The sequence below is a fragment of the Streptomyces fungicidicus genome (assembly GCF_003665435.1).
Lineage (GTDB): Bacteria > Actinomycetota > Actinomycetes > Streptomycetales > Streptomycetaceae > Streptomyces > Streptomyces fungicidicus.
Window position 1 is genome coordinate 5,093,425 of record NZ_CP023407.1, and the last position, 17,233, is coordinate 5,110,657.

Genomic DNA, 17,233 nt, shown 5'->3' on the forward strand with positions numbered 1-17,233 from the left:
TCGCCAGGGGTGGCCGGGTACCGTGGACCCGGCCCGGACCACGGATGACCGCAGGCCGCCCCGAGGGCCGGGGACCGAAGGCATCGCGAGGAGCTTCAGGTGTTCAATGACATAGGTGCGCTCGAGCTGGTGACGCTCATCGTCCTCGCCGTGCTCGTCTTCGGTCCGGAGAAGCTCCCCAAGGTCATCCAGGACGTGACGCGCACGATAAGGAAGATCCGGGACTTCTCGGAGAGCGCCAAGCAGGACATCCGGCAGGAACTCGGCCCGGAGTTCAAAGACTTCGAGTTCGAGGACCTCAACCCCAAGACGTTCATCCGCAAGCAGCTGGACAACGACGACCTGGGGCTCAAGGAGATCCGCAGCGGCTTCGACCTGAAGAAGGAGATGGCCGAGGTCACGGACGCCGTCCACGGCCGCGACAGCGACCCCTCCTCCTCGTCGTCCCCGGCCTCCCCCGGATCGACCGGTGGACGCGTGGACATGACCAAGAAGCCCGAGCCCCCGGCGGCCGGCGAGCGCCCGCCGTTCGACATGGACGCCACCTGAGCCGGTAAGCGCGGGACCCCGTGCCCCCGCGCAAGGCGTCCCCCACGTGACGCGTTTCATACTCCACCCGGGCTGCGCAAAGGCCTGATCAGCGCCTCCGTGCGGCCCATGCACGGGCCGATTTCCCGGCCGGTGGCGGCAAGGTGGCTATGCTGCCGAGTTGTTGTGCGGAACGGACGAGTACGCCCGAAGGGGGGCGGGCCGCCCGGTCCGACGAGAACGAGGAGGCGTCCGGGCATGGAGACGACTAGTTCGGCAGTCGCGCAGGCGCCGGCCGCGGAGGACGGACCACACGTCCCCGCCCGGCGTACGGTCGACGGCTACCTGCGTGCGCCCTTCCCCTGGTACGGCCTGGACGAGGCCTTCACGGGCCCGCGCTGGCTGATGCAGGTCGGACTGGCGGCCGAGGGCACCGTCGAGCACGGATCGGTCGGGCACGGCGACGAGCCCTCGGTGCGCAGCGAGTACACGGCAGGGGCCGACCAGGAGGCCAAGGAGAAGTTCGCGGTCGTGGTGACCGTGGCCGCCAACCCGGTGCGCCGCAGCGCCGACGGCACCGGTCTGCTGGAGGCCACCTCGGTCTCCTCCGCCGCCTGGCTGGCCGGCGTGGGGCTGCTGTCCTTCACCTGGCCCGGCCAGATGGACCACTCCCTGCGCGACGACTGGCTGGACCAGCAGACCGAGACCGCCTGGGTGCTCGCCGACGACCTGGAGGGCGAGGACTGGTCGACGCTGTCGCTGCCCGTGGACGGGGTGCCGACGCCGTTCCACTACCGGGAGTCCGAGTTCGGCTGGGTGCTCGCCGGTTCCACGCAGGCGGGGGTGCACGTGGGCGCGTACGGCAGGGGTATGAGCGCGTACGGCCTCGGCTTCGCCGTGGTCAAGGACATCACGGCCTACGAGGCCTGAGCGGGGTACGCGGAAGGGCGCCGTCCGGGGTGGACGGCGCCCTTCCGCGTGAGTGCCCTCAGAACTTGTTGCGCGGGGTGATCCCCAGGGACATGCCCGACAGGCCCCGCTGCCGCCCGCCCAGCTTGCCGGCGATCGAGCGGAGCGCCGAGCCCGCGGGGGAGTCGGGGTCGGACAGCACCACGGGCTTGCCCTCGTCGCCGCCCTCGCGCAGCCGGACGTCGATCGGGATGGCGCCGAGCACCGGGACGCTCGCACCGGTGGTCCGGGTCAGGCCGTCGGCGACCGACTGGCCCCCGCCGGTGCCGAAGACGTCGACCATCTCGCCGCAGTGCGGGCACGGCAGGCCCGACATGTTCTCCACCACGCCGACGATCTTCTGGTGCGTCTGCACGGCGATGGACCCCGCGCGCTCGGCGACCTCGGCCGCCGCCTGCTGGGGCGTGGTGACGACCAGGATCTCGGCGTTCGGCACCAGCTGGGCCACGGAGATCGCGATGTCGCCGGTGCCGGGCGGCAGGTCGAGCAGCAGCACGTCGAGGTCGCCCCAGTACACGTCCGCGAGGAACTGCTGGAGCGCGCGGTGCAGCATCGGGCCGCGCCACACCACGGGGGCGTTGCCCGGGGTGAACATGCCGATGGAGATGACCTTCACGCCGTTCGCGGACGGCGGCATGATCATGTTCTCGACCTGGGTGGGGCGGCCCTCGGCGCCCAGCATGCGCGGCACCGAGTGGCCGTAGATGTCGGCGTCCACGACGCCGACCTTCAGTCCGTCGGCCGCCATCGCCGCCGCCAGGTTCACGGTCACGGAGGACTTGCCGACGCCGCCCTTGCCGGACGCGACCGCGTAGACCCGGGTCAGGCTGCCCGGCTTGGCGAAGGGCACCTCGCGCTCGGTCTGGCCGCCGCGCAGGGCGCTCGCCAGCTCCTTGCGCTGCTCGTCGCTCATGACGTCCAGCGTCACGTCGACCCGGGTGACACCCTCGACCCCGGAGACCGCGTCCGTCACACGCTGCGTGATGGTGTCCCGCATGGGGCAGCCGGAGACCGTCAGGTACACGGTGACCGCGACCGCCCCGTCCGCCCCGATCTCCACCGATTTGACCATCCCGAGCTCGGTGATGGGCCGGTTGATCTCGGGGTCGTTCACCGTCGCCAGTGCCTCGCGCACCGCGTCTTCCGTAGCCATAAGGACGATGGTACGGCTCCGGGTACACCCGCGGGTAAGTACGTCAGCGGTCGTCTGCGTCACGTCCCGGCGGGTGTTCCGCCCGCATCGCCGGGAAGGAACCCTGATGGTCCTTGTGCCCGTTCTGCCGTCCCTCCAGCTCCTTGACCATGTCCTGCAGCTCCGAGCGGATCCAGTCCCGGGTGGCCACCTCCCCGAGCCCGATCCGCAGGGCCGCGATCTCCCGGGTCAGGTACTCGGTGTCCGCGATCGACCGCTCGTTCTGCTTGCGGTCCTGCTCGAGGTTGACCCGGTCCCGGTCGTCCTGCCTGTTCTGCGCGAGGAGGATCAGCGGGGCCGCGTAGGACGCCTGCAGGGACAGCATCAGGGTCAGGAAGATGAACGGGTACTGGTCGAAGCGCAGGCTCTGCGGCGCTGACACGTTCCACACCACCCACAGGATGATGACGACCGTCATCCAGACGATGAACCGCCCGGTGCCCAGGAACCGCGCGATGCGCTCCGAGAGCCGCCCGAAGGCCTCCGGGTCCCACTCGGGCAGGAACCGGCGCCGGGGGGCGCGCGGCTGGTCCAGACGGGGCGCCCGGGGCCGTCCCGCGGCGGTGGCGCCCACCGGTACGCGCTCGCGTACGCCCTCGCGCTCAGGAGCCATCGGTCACCGCCCCCTCGTCGAGCTGGAACTCGTTCTCCCGCCAGTCCTCGGGCAGCATGTGGTCCAGTACGTCGTCCACCGTCACCGCGCCCAGCAGCGACCCCGACTCGTCGACCACGGGCGCCGCCACCATGTCGTAGGTGGCGAAGAAGCCTGCCACCACGGGCAGCGCCGCGTCCGGCTCCAGCGGCTGCAGGTCGTCGTCCAGGATCGAGCCGACCAGCGTGTACGGGGGATCGCGCAGCAGACGCTGGAAATGGACCGTGCCCAGGTACTTGCCGGTGGGCGTCTCCTCCGGCGGACGGCAGACGTAGACCTGCGCGGCGTGCGCGGGGGACAGGTCCGGCTCGCGGATCCGGGCGAGGGCGTCCGCGACGGTCGCGTCGGGCCGCAGCACGATCGGCTCGGTCGTCATCAGACCGCCCGCCGTGTGCTCCTCGTACGACATCAGACGGCGCATGTCAGCGGCGTCCGCGGGCTGCATCAGGCTCAGCAGCCGCTCCTTGTCCTCCTCCGGCAGCTCGCCGAGCAGGTCGGCGGCGTCGTCGGGGTCCATGGCCTCCAGGACGTCGGCGGCGCGCTCCTCCTTCAGCTTGCCGAGGATTTCGATCTGGTCGTCCTCAGGCAGTTCCTCCAGGACGTCGGCGAGCCGGTCGTCGTCGAGGGCGGCGGCCACCTCCGCGCGCCGTTTGGGGGAGAGGTGGTGCAGGACGTTGGCGAGGTCCGCGGGGCGCAGCTGCTCGAAGGTGGCGAGCAGGTTCTCGGCGCCCTGGCCCTGCTCCTCCAGGGAGAACCCGGTGACCGCGGACCACTCCACGGTCAGCGCCTCGCCCTTGCCGCGCCGGAACGCGCCGCCCTTCTTCCCCTTGCGCACGAACACGCGGTCGATCTCCCACTCGCGGCGGGCCGGCAGCTGATGCACCGACAGGTCGAGGACGGTGACCTCCTCGCCGCTCTCCACGAGCGTCACCCGCCGGTCCAGCAGCTCGCCGAAGACGAGCCGCTCGGTGGGCCGCTGCTCGAAGCGGCGCACATTGAGCACCCCGGTCGTGATGACCTGGCCGGACTGCACGGCGGTGACCCGGTTCATGGGCAGGAAGATACGGCGGCGGGTGGAGAGTTCGACCACCATGCCGAGCAGCCGCGGCGGACGCCGGCCGGGCCGCAGGATGACGACCAGATCGCGCACGCGCCCCACCTGGTCGCCGGCCGGATCGAAGACGGCGACGCCGGAGACGTGGGAGACGAAGAACCGGGGGGCGCCCCCTGCCATGGTCGCCACTCCTTTCCGTGCGGGTGTTTTCGTCGCGGGTACTGCCTGCTGCGTCTGATCTCCGAATTGCCCGCTCGGGTGGGCTTCAGGCTAGCCCGTACCGATCGGCCGTGCGCTTGCGGCCGGTCCGGACGGACTGGCTCCGTCCGGCCCACTGTCCCCCGGTACCCTGCGGTACGCCGTTCAGGTCCCCCGTCAGAGAGGTAGCCCACCTGTGATTCCGATCTCCCCGGGCCGTTCCCGCAGGGTCGCGCTGGCGGGCGCCGTGTGCGCGCTGCTCGTGACCGGGACGGCGCTCACGGGATGCTCCGAGGATCCGAACGAGGGCACCAACGGTGTCGGCAGACTCTCCGCCGACCAGATCCAGGACAGAGCACAGAAGGCCGCCGGGTCGGTCGGGGCGGTGCGGCTGCACGGCACCGTGGTCACCAGCGGACGCACGTACACCCTCGACATGCGGCTGAAGGAGGACGGGGGCATCGGCTCCGTCACCACCAAGGGGGAGACGTTCCGGCTGGTGCGCGTCGACGACCAGCTGTACCTGAAGGCCGGTGCCTCGTTCTGGGGGCACGAGGACGGCAAGGACGACGGCAAGGCGGACGCGGCGGCGGCCGACAAGCTCGCCGAGAAGTATGTGAAGGTGCCGCAGGGCGACCCGTCGTACAAGAAGTTCATCGGGTTCACGGACAAGGATGTCCTCCTCGGCGGTCTGCTGACGCTGCACGGCAAGTTGGCCACGGACGGCCACCACGAGCAGTCGGGGGTGCGCACCATCCGGGTCACCGGGGACGAGGGCTCGGGCGGCACCCTGGACGTCTCACTCGAGGGCAAGCCGTACCCGGTGCGCCTGGTGCGCGCCGGAAAGGCGGGCACCCTCACGTTCTCGTCCTGGGGCACCGACTTCCCCGTGGAGAAGCCGGCCAAGGACGACACCCTCGACTACGGCCAACAGCTCCCGGCGTCCTGAGGACCTAGCGCCGGCCCCGCCGCTTCCTCCCGAACAGCAGCCGGGGCAGGGCGGCCGGGGCGGGGCGGCGGGTGGTCACCGGGGTCGGCAGCGGGGGCTCGGCCAGGGAGCCGTCGGGGAGCGGGGCCGTCGCCCCGGTCGGCTCCAGGCGCAGGACGCGGCACTCGCGGGCCCAGCGCTCCGTCATCGCCTCGCCGTCGGGCGCGTTGAGCCGCTTGCCCTTGAGCTCGGCGACCGCCGCCGTCCACTCCTCGGAGCCGGACGGCAGCTCCACGACCGTCGCCGCCCAGGAGACCAGCCGGCCGCCCTTGTCCTTGCTGCGGACCGTCACCTCGGCCGGCCCGCCGTCGGCCAGTCCCGGCAGCGGCTGCTCGCCGGGCCCGTCGCCGACCACGCAGGCCGCGCCCTCGTGCCACACGTGCCACAGCGCGCGGGCCGCGGCGCCGGGCCCCTTGACCCAGACGAGGCCGGACTTCTTCGTGGCCTCCTCGACGAGGGCACGGTCGAGCAGCTCGCTTGTCATGGGCCCAGCCTATCCAGGGGCCCTCAGAGCCAGCCGTTGCGCTTCAGCGTCCGGTGGATGCCGAGGCAGAGGGCCACGGTGACGCCGACGATCACCGGGTAGCCGTACTTCCAGTGGGTCTCCGGCATGTAGTCGAAGTTCATCCCGTACACCCCGCACACCATCGTGGGCACGGCGATGATCGCGGCCCACGAGGTGATCTTCCGCATGTCCTCGTTCTGCGCCACGGAGGCCTGGGCGAGGTTGGCCTGGAGGATGGAGTTCAGCAGTTCGTCGAAGCCGATGACCTGCTCCTGGACGCGAGCCACATGGTCGGCGACGTCCCGGAAGTACTTCTGGATCTCCGGGTCGACCAGCCGCATCGGACGCTCGCTCAGCAGCTGCATCGGCCGCAGCAGCGGCGCCACGGCCCGCTTGAACTCCAGCACCTCGCGCTTGAGTTGGTAGATCTCCCCGGCGTCCGTACCGCGTGGGGTGCCCTTGCGGCCCGGCGAGAACACCTTCGTCTCGACCTCGTCGATGTCGTCCTGCATCGCGTCGGCGACCGCGATGTAGCCGTCGACCACGTGGTCAGCGATGGCGTGCAGCACGGCCGAGGGGCCCTTGGCCAGCAGCTCGGGGTCGTCCTGGAGACGGTGCCTGAGGGCCCGCAGGGAGCCCTGCCCGCCGTGCCGGACGGTGATGAAGAAGTCCCGGCCGGTGAAGCACATCACCTCACCGGTCTCGACGACCTCGCTGGTGGCGGAGAGCCGCTCGTGGTCGAGGTAGTGGACCGTCTTGAAGACGGTGAAGAGCGAGTCGTCGTAGCGCTCCAGCTTGGGCCGCTGATGGGCCTGGACGGCGTCCTCCACGGCCAGCGGGTGCAGCCCGAACTCCCGCGCGATCCCCGCGAACTCGGCCTCGGTCGGCTCGTGCATGCCGATCCACACGAAGCCCCCGTCGCGACGCACCAGACGCATCGCGTCCTGGGGGGTGAGCTGACCGCCCTCGGGCTCCAGGCGGCGGCCGTCGCGGTAGACGGCGCAGTCGACGACGGCGGTGGCCGTCGCGGGGTCACGGGTGGGGTCGTACGAGCCGCTCTCCTTGCGCAGCGAGATGCGGGAGGAGGGACGGACCACGGCGCGCAGGTCGCGGATCATCGACATGGCGGGCTCCTTCGCGGGCAGGCAACGAAAGGCGCCGGAACGACGGGTGGAACAACCCGGAATGAGGACGTCCTGGACTGCGCGTGTTTGGCACGTCCACAAAGCGGGGAGCACCGCACCGTCGCGGTGGCGAGCTTCGTCGCTGAGCTACTGGGGCAGATCAGGCAGAACGAAACGAAGTGCTCTTCCGATGGAGACGCGCGGGCGAAAGGCGGGAGCCAGACAGGAAGCAGCTGCCTCAGAGGGCGGAAGAGCGGGTGCTACTGCACGGTCGACTTCGGTCCATGCCAGCCCCACCTCCTCCGGCCGGTCCCTCGTAAGGGACGATCCACGATCCCCTTCAGGGGATTCCCCGAGAGACGGGGAGTGTCACAGCGTCGGGACTTGACCGCGACGCTTCTGCGTGCTGTCCCGAACCACCGGGCAAGCGTATCAGCCGACTGCCATGTCAAGGCTCTGCTTTGCCCGGTGCGGACGAGTTCTATGCTCGCCGCATGGCTGATGTTCTTCCTCTGGTCGAGGCCCGGTTGCGTACGTCACTGGGCGAACCGGACGCCCGCGCGGCGGTCACCTTCCTGGGCACGGACCGCATCGAGGTGCTGCGCTTCCACGAGGGCGACATCGTGCGCTACGCGACCCTCGGCATGTCCGCGCAGCCCATGGCCGACCCCACGGCCGTGCTGGCGGACCCGGTCAGGGGCCCGCGTGCCGAGCTGGTGCTGTCCGTCCGGGCCGGCGCCGCCGACACCGGCAAGGTGCTCCGCCCACTCGCCGTGCTGGCCGCGTCCCCGCAGGTCGAGGGCGTGATCGTGGCCCCCGGCGCGTCGCTCGACGTGGGTGAACCGCTGTGGCCCGGAGCCCCGTTCACCTCGGTGCTGGTCGCCGAGCCGGGCGGCCTGGTGGAGGACCTGGAGCTCGACGAGCCCCTGGACCCCGTACGGTTCCTGCCGCTGCTGCCGATGACCCCGAACGAGGCCGCCTGGAAGCGGGTGCACGGCGCCCAGGCCCTCCAGGAACGCTGGCTGAACCAGGGCACGGACCTCAGGGATCCGTCCCGGAAGTCCGTGCCGCTGGAGTGAGCGAGGTCACCAAAGGCGTACTGGCGCACGTCAGTTGGCGAAAACGGTGACGCCGTCCTCGGTGGCGTGCCGCGGCTGCGACTCCTCCGCCTCGTGGGCCAGGGCCCGCCGCCGTACGACGACCACCAGCGCGCCGAGCAGGGCCGTGACCGCCGCGACCACGAACGGGATGCGGACGTCGGTCCACTCCTCGATCTTCGGGGCGAAGTAGGGCGCGGCGGCCGCCGCGAACCACCGCACGAAGTTGTAGCCGGCGCTCGCCACCGGCCGCGGCGCGTCCGACACCCCGAGGGCCAGCTCGGTGTAGACCGTGTTGTTCACTCCGATGAGGGCGCCGGACAGCACGGTGCAGACGACGGCCGTGGTGTGGTCGCCGTAGCCGAGGACGAGGACGTCCGCCGCGAGCAGCACCAGCGAGCCGCCCAGCACCTTCAGCGAGCCGAACCGCCGCTGCAGCCGCGGGGCGACGAGCACCGAGAAGACGGCGAGCAGCAGTCCCCAGGCGAAGAACACCGCGCCCGACCGGTACGGGGACATGTCCAGCACGAACGGCGTGAAGGCCAGCACGGTGAAGAACGTGTAGTTGTAGAAGAACGCCGAGGCCGCGACGGAGGCCAGTCCGCCGTGCCCGAGCGCCCTGACCGGGTCGAGCAGCGAGGTCCTGCGGGCCGGCTTCGGCTGCTCCCTCAGGAACGCCGCGATGCACAGGAAGCCCACCGCCATCAGGGCGGCCGTGCCGAAGAACGGGTAGCGCCAGCTCGCGTCGCCGAGCAGCGCGCCCAGCAGGGGCCCGCAGGCCATGCCGAGGCCCAGGGCGGACTCGTACAGCAGGATGGCCGCCGCGCTGCCCCCGGCGGCCGCGCCGACGATGACCGCGAGGGCCGTCGAGACGAACAGCGCGTTGCCGAGGCCCCAGCCCGCCCGGAAGCCGACCAGCTCGCCGACCGATCCCGAGGTGCCGGACAGGCCGGCGAAGACCACGACGAGCGCGAGTCCGAGCAGCAGGGTCTTCCGTCCGCCGATGCGGCTGGAGACGAAGCCCGTCACCAGCATCGCCAGCGCGGTGATGAGGAAGTAGGAGGTGAAGAGCAGGGAGACCTGCCCGGCGGTGGCGTCGAGGCCCTTGGCGATGGAGGGCAGGATCGGGTCGACGAGCCCGATCCCCATGAAGGCGACGACGGAGGCGCCGGCCGTCGCCCACACGGACTTCGGCTGCCGCAGGATGCTTCCCGCTCCCGTGTCGAAGGGGTCGCGGGGGCCGGTGGGGTCGGTGGGGTCGTCCATGGGTGCTCCAATCCCGGGACACGGGCCGTGAAGATGGTTGGGTTTTACACACAATAGATTAGCCAAGCTAATTAATGCAAATTACACCTAATGCTTCGGCTGGCCGGTTCCGGCCGGACGGGTGATCGTCCTTGACGGGAGGCGGCGCGGGTAGGACCGTGGGGCCCTATGAGGGGCGAACCCAGTTGCCCGAAGTGTGGTGGCCGGGTCAGGGCTCCCGGCCTCTTCTCGGATGCCTGGCAGTGCGACATCCACGGCACCGTCCACCCGCTGCAGCCCGTGATACCGCCGAGCGTCGAGGCGCTGGAAGTGGTCGTGCACCGCACGAAGGTGCCGGTGTGGATGCCGTGGCCGCTGCCCGTGGGCTGGCTGTTCACGGGCGTGGCCTGCGCGGGCGACGACCGCAGCGGAGGCCGGGCGACCGCCGTCGCGTGCACCGGACCCGGACCGCTCGGCGGGATGGGCGAGCTCATCCTGGTCGCCGAGGAACTCGGAGTGGGCCTCGGCGCGCGGTACGCGGGCGTCGACGGCCCGGATCCGGGGCCGTACATGGACGTCGAGAAGCCGCCGCAGGCCAAGGTGCTGGCCGCGGGTCGGCCCACGTCGCTCTGGCACGTCTCCAAGACGCCGGACGACCGCGCCGTGTTCGCGGGCGAGGCGCTCGGGATGTGGTTGTGGGCGGTGGTCTGGCCGGAGCAGTCCGGGCTGCTGATGTACGACGAGCTGGTCCTCGCCGACCTGCGGGACGCGGGCGCCGAGGTGGAGCTGGTGCCCTGCGGCGCGCTGTCACCGCGCCTGCTGGAGGCGTAGCCGGCTCACGGCGGGCCGGTAGGGGGCGCACAGCCGTTTCGGGTGTGACAGGAGGCGGGTGAAAATCCGGTTATCCTGGAGCGTCCCCGTCCGTTCGTCACCGCTTGGAGTAACGCGTCGTGCGCATCGATCTGCACACCCACTCCACCGCGTCCGACGGCACGGACACGCCGGCCGAACTGGTCCGCAAGGCCGCCGCAGCCGGTCTCGACGTCATCGCGCTGACCGACCACGACACCACCCGCGGGCACGCCGAGGCGCTCGCCGCGCTCCCCGAGGGGCTCACGCTGGTTCCCGGAGCCGAGCTCTCCTGCCGCCTCGACGGCATCAGCATGCACCTGCTGGCCTACCTCTTCGACTCCGAGGAGCCCGCGCTGCTCGCCGAGCGCGAGCTGGTCAGGGACGACCGGGTGCCGCGGGCCCAGGGCATGATCGTCAAACTGAACGCGCTGGGCGTGCCGGTCACCTGGGAGCAGGTCGCCCGGATCGCCGGCGACGGCTCGGTGGGGCGCCCGCACGTGGCCAGCGCGCTGGTCGAACTGGGCGTCGTGCCGACGGTGAACGACGCGTTCACCCAGGAGTGGCTGGCCGACGGCGGCCGGGCGTACATGGAGAAGCACGAGACGGACCCCTTCGAGGCCCTGCGGCTGGTGAAGGGCGCGGGCGGTGTCGCCGTCTTCGCGCACCCCGCCGCGAGCAAGCGGGGCAGGACGGTGCCGGAGTCCGCGATCGCCGAGCTGGCCGAGGCCGGTCTCGACGGCATCGAGGTCGACCACATGGACCACGAACCCGGGACCAGGGCGCGCCTGCGCGGCCTCGCGAAGGACCTGGGGCTCCTGGTGACCGGCTCCAGCGACTACCACGGCAGCCGGAAGACCTGCGTCCTCGGCGAGTTCATGACGGACCCCGAGGTGTACGGCGAGATCACGCGCCGTGCGACCGGGGCGTTCCCGGTGCCGGGGGCCGGCGGAGTCTGAGGGCCGCCGCCCTCCCCGCACCCCTTCTCCCTCGTTCCCGTCCTTCTTCAGCAAGGCAGTCATGCTCGACGTCGCCGTCTTCGGCTCTCTCTTCCTCACCCTTTTTGTCATCATGGATCCCCCGGGGATCACCCCGATCTTCCTCGCGCTGACCGCGGGCCGGCCCGCCAAGATGCAGAAGCGGATGGCCTTCCAGGCGGTCTGCGTGGCCGGTGGCGTGATCACCGTGTTCGGCCTGCTCGGCCACCAGATCCTCGCCTATCTGCATGTGTCGGTGCCGGCGCTGATGATCGCGGGCGGGCTGCTGCTCCTGCTGATCGCGCTCGACCTGCTCACCGGCAAGACCGACGAGCCCAAGCAGACCAAGGACGTCAATGTGGCGCTGGTCCCGCTGGGCATGCCGCTGCTGGCCGGGCCCGGTGCGATCGTGTCGGTCATCCTCGCCGTGCAGAAGGCCGACGGCGTCGCCGGACAGGTCTCGGTGTGGTCGGCGATCCTCGCCATCCATGTCGTGCTGTGGCTGGTGATGCGGTACTCGCTGCTGATCATCCGGGTCATCAAGGACGGCGGCGTGGTCCTGGTGACGCGGCTGGCCGGCATGATGCTCTCCGCGATCGCCGTGCAGCAGATCATCAACGGCGTCACCCAGGTGGTCCGGGGCGGCTGACCACCCCGTCAGCTGCGCCTGACGCGCGCGGAGCCCCCGTACCGATGGGGGTACGGGGGCTCCGGGGCGTACGTACTCCGGGAAATCCGGCCCGTGCGGCCGGCGTCCGGTGTCCCGCGCGTTATGAGGCCGGTGTGTCGGCCGGGCGGATCCACAGGCGCTGTCCGATGGCGGCGGCCTGCTGAACGATGCTGTTGACGGAGGCGGCGTCCACGACGGTGGTGTCGACGGGTGTGCCGTCGACGTCGTCGAGTCGCATGATTTCGAAGCGCAAGGGGCTTCTCCCTTCGTCTGGTCATCCTCCTGGAGGAGAACTACTCGGTGGGCGGCCCACGGGCCACTCGGGCCCGGGGTCCATGTCGATTCCAACGCCCTGTGCGATGCAGACATTCCCTACGCTAAGGAAATTTTTCGATCGACTAAATACTGACCAGTAAGGGTTTCGAACGAGACCGACCGGTACCGGTTGTGTTCGTAGCGTGACCACCGGGACAATGGAGGTGATGAACGAAGACCTCGCGGCCCTGCACGCCCGTATCGACCGCACGAACGAGCTGCTCCAGCGCATGCTCGCCGAGGTGGCGAAGACGCCCTCGACGCACGCCATCTTCGTCGACGCGGGCTACCTGTACGCCGCCGCGGGACGGCTGGTCACCGGCACGGAGGACCGCCGGGCCTTCGACCTCGACGCCGAGGGACTCATCGACGCGCTCATCGACCGCGCCCGCACCGTCTTCGCGGACAGCAGGCTGCTGCGGGTCTACTGGTACGACGGCGCCAGGCGCCGCATCCACACCGCCGAACAGCAGACCATCGCCGAACTCCCGGACGTCAAGGTCCGCCTCGGCAACCTCAACGCCAACAACCAGCAGAAGGGCGTCGACTCCCTGATCCGCACCGATCTGGAGTCACTGGCCCGGTACCGGGCCATCAGCGACGCCGCCCTGCTCGGCGGCGACGAGGACCTGGTCTCCGCCGTCGAGGCGGCCCAGGGGTACGGCGCCCGCGTCCACCTCTGGGGCATCGAGGCCCCCGAGGGCCGCAACCAGGCCGAGCCGCTGCTCTGGGAGGTCGACAGCCAGCGCACCCTCGACCTGGACTTCTTCAAGCCGTACGTCTCCCGGCGCACGGCACCGGCGTACGAGGCCGCGGCGGGCCGGCCCACCCGGGAGGACGTCCGGTTCGTCGGCGCGCAGATCGCCGCGAAGTGGCTGGCCGCGCGGGGCCGGGACACGCTGGTGGAACTGCTCCCCGGCCACCCCTATCTGCCCGGCTCCGTCGACCAGGACCTGCTGGTGGAGGCGGAGGGCATGCTGCAGTACTCCCTGCGGGGCCAGGCCGACCTGCGCCGCGCCCTGCGCGACGGCTTCTGGGACCACCTGCAGGCGCAGTACTAGGACCCCGCGGGGTGCGGGGCGTCCCAGAAGTCGGCGAGGGCCCGCGCGGTGGGCCCCGGCCGGTCGGCGGCCGGTGAGTGCTCGGCGCCGCCGACGACCGTGCGGTGCGCCCTCAGCCGCCGCGCCATCATGTCGAGGTCCGGCACCGGCCAGGTGTCGTCGCGCTCGCCGGACAGGACGTGGAACGGCAGCGGTACGGCGGCCAGTTCGGCGACCCGGTCCGGTTCCGTGCACAACTGCCGTCCGGTGGTGAGCAGTTGCGCCGGCCTGGTGCCCAGCCAGCGGCCCCGCAGAAACTCCTGACCGCCGGGTCCGCGTGCCGGGCCGCCCACTTCCTCGGGCGGGCCCATGGCCAGGATGGCCTCCCAGCACTCCGCCATCGACATCACCGCGAGCGCGTCCCGCAGCAGCTTCACCCGCTGCTCCTGGGAGACGGAGATCCGCGCGGGCCCTGAGGAGACGAGCGTGAGCGAACGGAAGGGGGAGTGGTCGAGGAGGACGGCCGCGCGTGCGATCTGGCCGCCGAGGGAGTGCCCGACGAGGTGCACGGGCGCCCCGAGCGCGTCCGCCTGCGCGAGCACGTCCCGCGCCAACTCGTCCTGGGCGTATGCGGCTTCGTCGTCGGCGGGCCCGTCCGACTCGTGCTGCCCCCGCCCGTCCACGGCGACGGTGCGGTAGCCGCGCGCGGCGAGCGGCCCGTGCACCGAGGTGAAGTCCTCCTTGCTGCCGGTGTACCCGGGCACCAGCAGCGCGACCCCGCGCACCGCGACCCCGGCGGCCGGTGACACGTCCACGACGGCGAACTCCCCGCGCGAGGTGCGGAGTCGGCGGGTGCGGGGGGACGCGGTGGCGGGGGAGTGGCTGGTCACGGGGTGAGGGTAGCGGGTGCGGAAACGCCGGTGGCCCGGCCCCCCACAGGGGGACCGGGCCACCGGCGCGCTCCGTCAGCCTTCCGCGGACTCCGCGGCGGCAGCCGTCTTGCGGGCCCGGCGCGGCTTCGCCTCCACGGCCTCCGGCTCCTGCGCGGCCTGCGCGGGGATCTCGGCGGCCTTGCGGGTGCGGCGGCGCGGCGTGGCCTCGGCCTCCTCGGCCGGCGCTGTGGCCGCCGTCGCCTTGCGGGTCCGCCGGGGCTTCGCCTCGACGGCCTCGGCGGTGTCCACGGCAGCCTCGGCCTTCTTCACCGCGGTCTTGCGGGTCCGCCGGGGCTTGGCCGCCACGGGCTCGGACTCCTCGACCGTCTGCACCGGGATCTCGACGACCTCGGCCGTCGGGTCCGCCTCGGCGGCCTTGCGGGTACGGCGACGCGGCTTGGCCTCGGCGGCCTCAGCCGTGTCCACGGCAGCCTCGGCCTTCTTCGCCGCGGTCTTGCGGGTGCGACGCGGCTTGACCTCGGCGGCCTCGACCGGCTCGGCAGTGTCGACCGCCGCCGTCGCAGCGGTCTTCACCGCGGTCTTGCGGGTGCGGCGCGGCTTGGTCTCAGCCACCTCGGCCGACTCGGCCACCGGCTCGACAGCGGCCTCGGTCTTCGCCGCCGTCTTGCGGGTGCGGCGCGGTTTGGTCTCCGTCGCCTCGGTCGGCTCGGTGGTGCCCTCGGCCGTCTCCACCGCCGTGGTCGCCGCGGTCTTGCGGGTGCGGCGGCGGCGCGGTTCGGCGGCCGGTGCCTCGGGCTCCGCGACGACCGCGGTCTCCGTCACCACCGGAGCCGCCACGGCCACCGTGGTCTCCTGCGCGACCGGGGTTTCAGCCGCCCCCTGGCCGACGACGGCCGCAACCTCGTCCGCCGCGCCCCTGCGGGTCCGGCGGCGGCGCGGCTTCTCGGGAGCCTCGACGGCGTCCACGACCGTGCCCTCCGCCGTGGCGACGGCGGTCTCCGCCGACTCCACCGCGGCCGGCGCGGCCCCGGCCGGGGCTCCGCCGCGGGTACGGCGACGGCGGCGCGGGCTGCGGTCGGCAGTGTCGGCCGCCGCCTCGCCGGCGCCTTCGGCGACCGGGCCCGCGGGCTGCCGCGAGGTCTCGTCCAGGGACGCACCGCCACGCGTGCGGCGACGGCGCCGCGGCGTACGGGGCGAGGTCTCGCGCTCGGCGGTACGGGAGCCGTCGCGCCCGCCCCGGCCACCGCGTCCGCGCGGACCGCGTCCGCCCGGCTCGCCCAGGTCCTCCAGCTCCTCCGCGTCCAGCCCGGCGCGGGTGCGCTCCGAGCGCGGCAGGACGCCCTTGGTGCCCTCGGGGATGCCGAGGTCGGAGAACAGGTGCGGGGAGGTGGAGTACGTCTCCGGCGGGTTGCCGAAGCCGAGGTCCAGCGCCTTGTTGATCAGCTGCCAGCGAGGGATGTCGTCCCAGTCGACCAGCGTGATCGCCGTACCCTTCGCTCCCGCGCGGCCGGTGCGGCCGATGCGGTGCAGATACGTCTTCTCGTCCTCGGGGGACTGGTAGTTGATGACGTGGGTCACGCCCTCGACGTCGATGCCGCGGGCGGCGACGTCGGTGCAGACGAGCACGTCCACCTTGCCGTTGCGGAACGCGCGCAGCGCCTGCTCACGGGCGCCCTGGCCGAGGTCGCCGTGGACCGCGCCGGAGGCGAAGCCGCGCTGCTTGAGCTGGTCGGCGAGGTCGGCGGCCGTGCGCTTGGTGCGGCAGAAGACCATGACCAGGCCCCGGCCGTCGGCCTGCAGTATCCGCGAGACCATCTCGGGCTTGTCCATGTTGTGCGCCCGGTACACGAACTGCGTGGTGTTCGCAACCGTCGCGCCCTCGTCGTCCGGCGCGGTGGCGCGGATGTGCGTGGGCTGCGACATGTAGCGCCGGGCGAGACCGATCACCGCGCCCGGCATGGTGGCCGAGAACAGCATGGTCTGGCGCTTCACCGGAAGGAAGTTGATGATCTTCTCGACGTCGGGCAGGAAGCCCAGGTCGAGCATCTCGTCGGCCTCGTCCAGGACGAGCGCCTTCACGTGCTTCAGGTTCAGCTTCTTCTGCCCGGCCAGGTCGAGCAGCCGGCCCGGGGTGCCGACGACCACGTCGACGCCCTTCTTCAGCGCCTCGACCTGCGGCTCGTAGGCCCGGCCGCCGTAGATGGCGGTGACGCGCACATTGCGCACCTTGCCGGCGGTGAGCAGGTCGTTGGTGACCTGCGTGCACAGCTCGCGGGTGGGGACGACGACCAGTGCCTGCGGCGCGTCGGTGAGGTCCTCGGGCCTGGCGCGGCCCGCCTCGACGTCCGCGGGGACGGTGACCCGCTCGAGGAGCGGAAGGCCGAAGCCGAGCGTCTTGCCGGTGCCGGTCTTGGCCTGGCCGATGACGTCCGTGCCCGACAGGGCCACGGGGAGCGTCATCTCCTGGATGGGGAACGGAGTGATGATGCCGACGGCCTCAAGGGCCTCGGCGGTCTCGGGGAGGATTCCGAGCTCTCGGAACGTCGTAGTCAGGGTGCTGCCTCTTCTGTGTACGCGGTGCGAGGCGAGCGCGGGGGGTCGTGTAGGGGACCGTGCCGGGGACGTCGGCTGCCTTACGGGCGATGCCGTAGGGCACGGGACCACTGCCGACGCTCGAGCGCTCGTACCGCTGAGGGTTCCCTCCGATCGTCGTACGCGATGTGCCGTACGGTCAGGGAGGGCTGTCGGGTCGGAGCCGATCGGGCCAACGACCGGGCATCCTCATACATGCGGCCCGTCGAGTACGTCAGAGTGCTCAGCAGGCGCATTACCACCATACCCCGGATTCGCGCACATGCCATGGCCGATTTGGTCACGTAGTCGTCGTCACACTGATCGGCCACGGCCTTACGGGGCGGGACGAGCGGGCTATTGTGC

General features: G+C 71.6%; 17 protein-coding genes. 8 read left to right on the plus strand and 9 right to left on the minus strand.

The features are described from left to right. The first annotated feature begins 99 nt into the window (after positions 1–99). Positions 100–549 (plus strand): sec-independent translocase, encoded by a 450-nt coding sequence (locus CNQ36_RS23405; RefSeq protein ID WP_121547429.1) that lies wholly within the window; start codon positions 100–102, stop codon positions 547–549. A gap of 237 nt (positions 550–786) precedes the next feature. Continuing rightward, positions 787–1,458, plus strand: coding sequence for a hypothetical protein (locus tag CNQ36_RS23410; protein ID WP_004926109.1), 672 nt, complete (start codon positions 787–789; stop codon positions 1,456–1,458). Between the two features lie 58 nt (positions 1,459–1,516). Here CNQ36_RS23410 and CNQ36_RS23415 read toward each other — a convergent pair whose 3' ends face one another. The 3 genes from CNQ36_RS23415 to CNQ36_RS23425 are packed head-to-tail and all read right to left on the minus strand — an operon-like array spanning position 1,517 to position 4,575. After that, the gene (locus CNQ36_RS23415; RefSeq protein WP_004926107.1) at positions 1,517–2,650 is read right to left on the minus strand and encodes an Mrp/NBP35 family ATP-binding protein; all 1,134 of its coding nucleotides are present in this window, start codon (positions 2,648–2,650) and stop codon (positions 1,517–1,519) included. 43 nt (positions 2,651–2,693) lie between these two features. After that, the gene (locus tag CNQ36_RS23420; protein WP_004926105.1) at positions 2,694–3,302 is read right to left on the minus strand and encodes a DUF1003 domain-containing protein; all 609 of its coding nucleotides are present in this window, start codon (positions 3,300–3,302) and stop codon (positions 2,694–2,696) included. Next, positions 3,292–4,575 (minus strand): magnesium transporter MgtE N-terminal domain-containing protein, encoded by a 1,284-nt coding sequence (locus CNQ36_RS23425; protein ID WP_040906191.1) that lies wholly within the window; start codon positions 4,573–4,575, stop codon positions 3,292–3,294. Before CNQ36_RS23425 ends, CNQ36_RS23420 begins: the two co-directional genes overlap by 11 nt. 214 nt (positions 4,576–4,789) lie before the next feature. On the opposite strand from CNQ36_RS23425, the gene CNQ36_RS23430 reads away from it, so the two are divergent. After that, positions 4,790–5,542 carry a hypothetical protein gene (locus CNQ36_RS23430; RefSeq protein ID WP_121547430.1) on the plus strand — a complete coding sequence of 251 codons (753 nt, stop codon included), beginning with the start codon at positions 4,790–4,792 and terminating at the stop codon, positions 5,540–5,542. 4 nt (positions 5,543–5,546) lie between these two features. Here CNQ36_RS23430 and CNQ36_RS23435 read toward each other — a convergent pair whose 3' ends face one another. Further along, positions 5,547–6,065, minus strand: coding sequence for a hypothetical protein (locus CNQ36_RS23435; protein ID WP_121547431.1), 519 nt, complete (start codon positions 6,063–6,065; stop codon positions 5,547–5,549). A gap of 23 nt (positions 6,066–6,088) precedes the next feature. Continuing rightward, positions 6,089–7,210: a magnesium and cobalt transport protein CorA gene (locus CNQ36_RS23440; RefSeq protein WP_121547432.1), complete on the minus strand. Its 1,122-nt coding sequence runs from the start codon at positions 7,208–7,210 to the stop codon at positions 6,089–6,091. A 494-nt stretch (positions 7,211–7,704) separates the two neighbouring features. Here CNQ36_RS23440 and CNQ36_RS23445 point away from each other — a divergent pair, with 494 nt between their 5' ends. Next, a complete protein-coding gene (locus CNQ36_RS23445; RefSeq protein ID WP_121547433.1) occupies positions 7,705–8,289 on the plus strand; it encodes a suppressor of fused domain protein in 585 nt (194 codons plus the stop codon). Positions 8,290–8,319: 30 nt separating this feature from the next. Here CNQ36_RS23445 and CNQ36_RS23450 read toward each other — a convergent pair whose 3' ends face one another. After that, entirely contained in the window at positions 8,320–9,573 is a 1,254-nt protein-coding gene (locus CNQ36_RS23450; RefSeq protein WP_121547434.1) for an MFS transporter, read from the minus strand. Between the two features lie 168 nt (positions 9,574–9,741). Here CNQ36_RS23450 and CNQ36_RS23455 point away from each other — a divergent pair, with 168 nt between their 5' ends. The 3 genes from CNQ36_RS23455 (at position 9,742) to CNQ36_RS23465 (ending at position 12,027) form a co-directional block, all read left to right on the plus strand. Further along, complete coding sequence (locus CNQ36_RS23455) at positions 9,742–10,383, plus strand: DUF6758 family protein (protein WP_121547435.1); 642 nt, start codon at positions 9,742–9,744, stop codon at positions 10,381–10,383. 119 nt (positions 10,384–10,502) lie between these two features. After that, a complete protein-coding gene (locus CNQ36_RS23460; RefSeq protein WP_121547436.1) occupies positions 10,503–11,360 on the plus strand; it encodes a PHP domain-containing protein in 858 nt (285 codons plus the stop codon). A gap of 61 nt (positions 11,361–11,421) precedes the next feature. Continuing rightward, a complete protein-coding gene (locus CNQ36_RS23465) occupies positions 11,422–12,027 on the plus strand; it encodes a MarC family protein (protein WP_004926072.1) in 606 nt (201 codons plus the stop codon). Between the two features lie 121 nt (positions 12,028–12,148). Here the strand turns inward: CNQ36_RS23465 and CNQ36_RS23470 are convergent, their stop codons facing one another. Beyond that, positions 12,149–12,301, minus strand: coding sequence for a hypothetical protein (locus CNQ36_RS23470; RefSeq protein ID WP_086014673.1), 153 nt, complete (start codon positions 12,299–12,301; stop codon positions 12,149–12,151). 229 nt (positions 12,302–12,530) lie between these two features. On the opposite strand from CNQ36_RS23470, the gene CNQ36_RS23475 reads away from it, so the two are divergent. Further along, complete coding sequence (locus CNQ36_RS23475) at positions 12,531–13,424, plus strand: NYN domain-containing protein (RefSeq protein WP_163013351.1); 894 nt, start codon at positions 12,531–12,533, stop codon at positions 13,422–13,424. Here the strand turns inward: CNQ36_RS23475 and CNQ36_RS23480 are convergent. Beyond that, positions 13,421–14,293 carry an alpha/beta fold hydrolase gene (locus CNQ36_RS23480; RefSeq protein WP_121548567.1) on the minus strand — a complete coding sequence of 291 codons (873 nt, stop codon included), beginning with the start codon at positions 14,291–14,293 and terminating at the stop codon, positions 13,421–13,423. The two genes, CNQ36_RS23475 and CNQ36_RS23480, sit on opposite strands and share 4 nt — an antisense overlap. Before the next feature lie 75 nt (positions 14,294–14,368). Further along, positions 14,369–16,756 (minus strand): DEAD/DEAH box helicase, encoded by a 2,388-nt coding sequence (locus tag CNQ36_RS23485; RefSeq protein ID WP_228313051.1) that lies wholly within the window; start codon positions 16,754–16,756, stop codon positions 14,369–14,371. Positions 16,757–17,233 lie beyond the last annotated feature (477 nt).

Coding starts and splice junctions, on each gene's coding strand:
- CNQ36_RS23410 (WP_004926109.1), top strand. CDS start 787: ATGGAGACGACTAGTTCGGCAGTCGCGCAGGCGCCGGCCGCGGAGGAC.
- CNQ36_RS23455 (WP_121547435.1), top strand. CDS start 9,742: ATGAGGGGCGAACCCAGTTGCCCGAAGTGTGGTGGCCGGGTCAGGGCT.
- CNQ36_RS23420 (WP_004926105.1), bottom strand. CDS start 3,302: ATGGCTCCTGAGCGCGAGGGCGTACGCGAGCGCGTACCGGTGGGCGCC.
- CNQ36_RS23425 (WP_040906191.1), bottom strand. CDS start 4,575: ATGGCAGGGGGCGCCCCCCGGTTCTTCGTCTCCCACGTCTCCGGCGTC.
- CNQ36_RS23465 (WP_004926072.1), top strand. CDS start 11,422: ATGCTCGACGTCGCCGTCTTCGGCTCTCTCTTCCTCACCCTTTTTGTC.
- CNQ36_RS23475 (WP_163013351.1), top strand. CDS start 12,531: ATGAACGAAGACCTCGCGGCCCTGCACGCCCGTATCGACCGCACGAAC.
- CNQ36_RS23435 (WP_121547431.1), bottom strand. CDS start 6,065: ATGACAAGCGAGCTGCTCGACCGTGCCCTCGTCGAGGAGGCCACGAAG.
- CNQ36_RS23415 (WP_004926107.1), bottom strand. CDS start 2,650: ATGGCTACGGAAGACGCGGTGCGCGAGGCACTGGCGACGGTGAACGAC.
- CNQ36_RS23485 (WP_228313051.1), bottom strand. CDS start 16,756: ATGACGCTCCCCGTGGCCCTGTCGGGCACGGACGTCATCGGCCAGGCC.
- CNQ36_RS23450 (WP_121547434.1), bottom strand. CDS start 9,573: ATGGACGACCCCACCGACCCCACCGGCCCCCGCGACCCCTTCGACACG.
- CNQ36_RS23445 (WP_121547433.1), top strand. CDS start 7,705: ATGGCTGATGTTCTTCCTCTGGTCGAGGCCCGGTTGCGTACGTCACTG.
- CNQ36_RS23440 (WP_121547432.1), bottom strand. CDS start 7,210: ATGTCGATGATCCGCGACCTGCGCGCCGTGGTCCGTCCCTCCTCCCGC.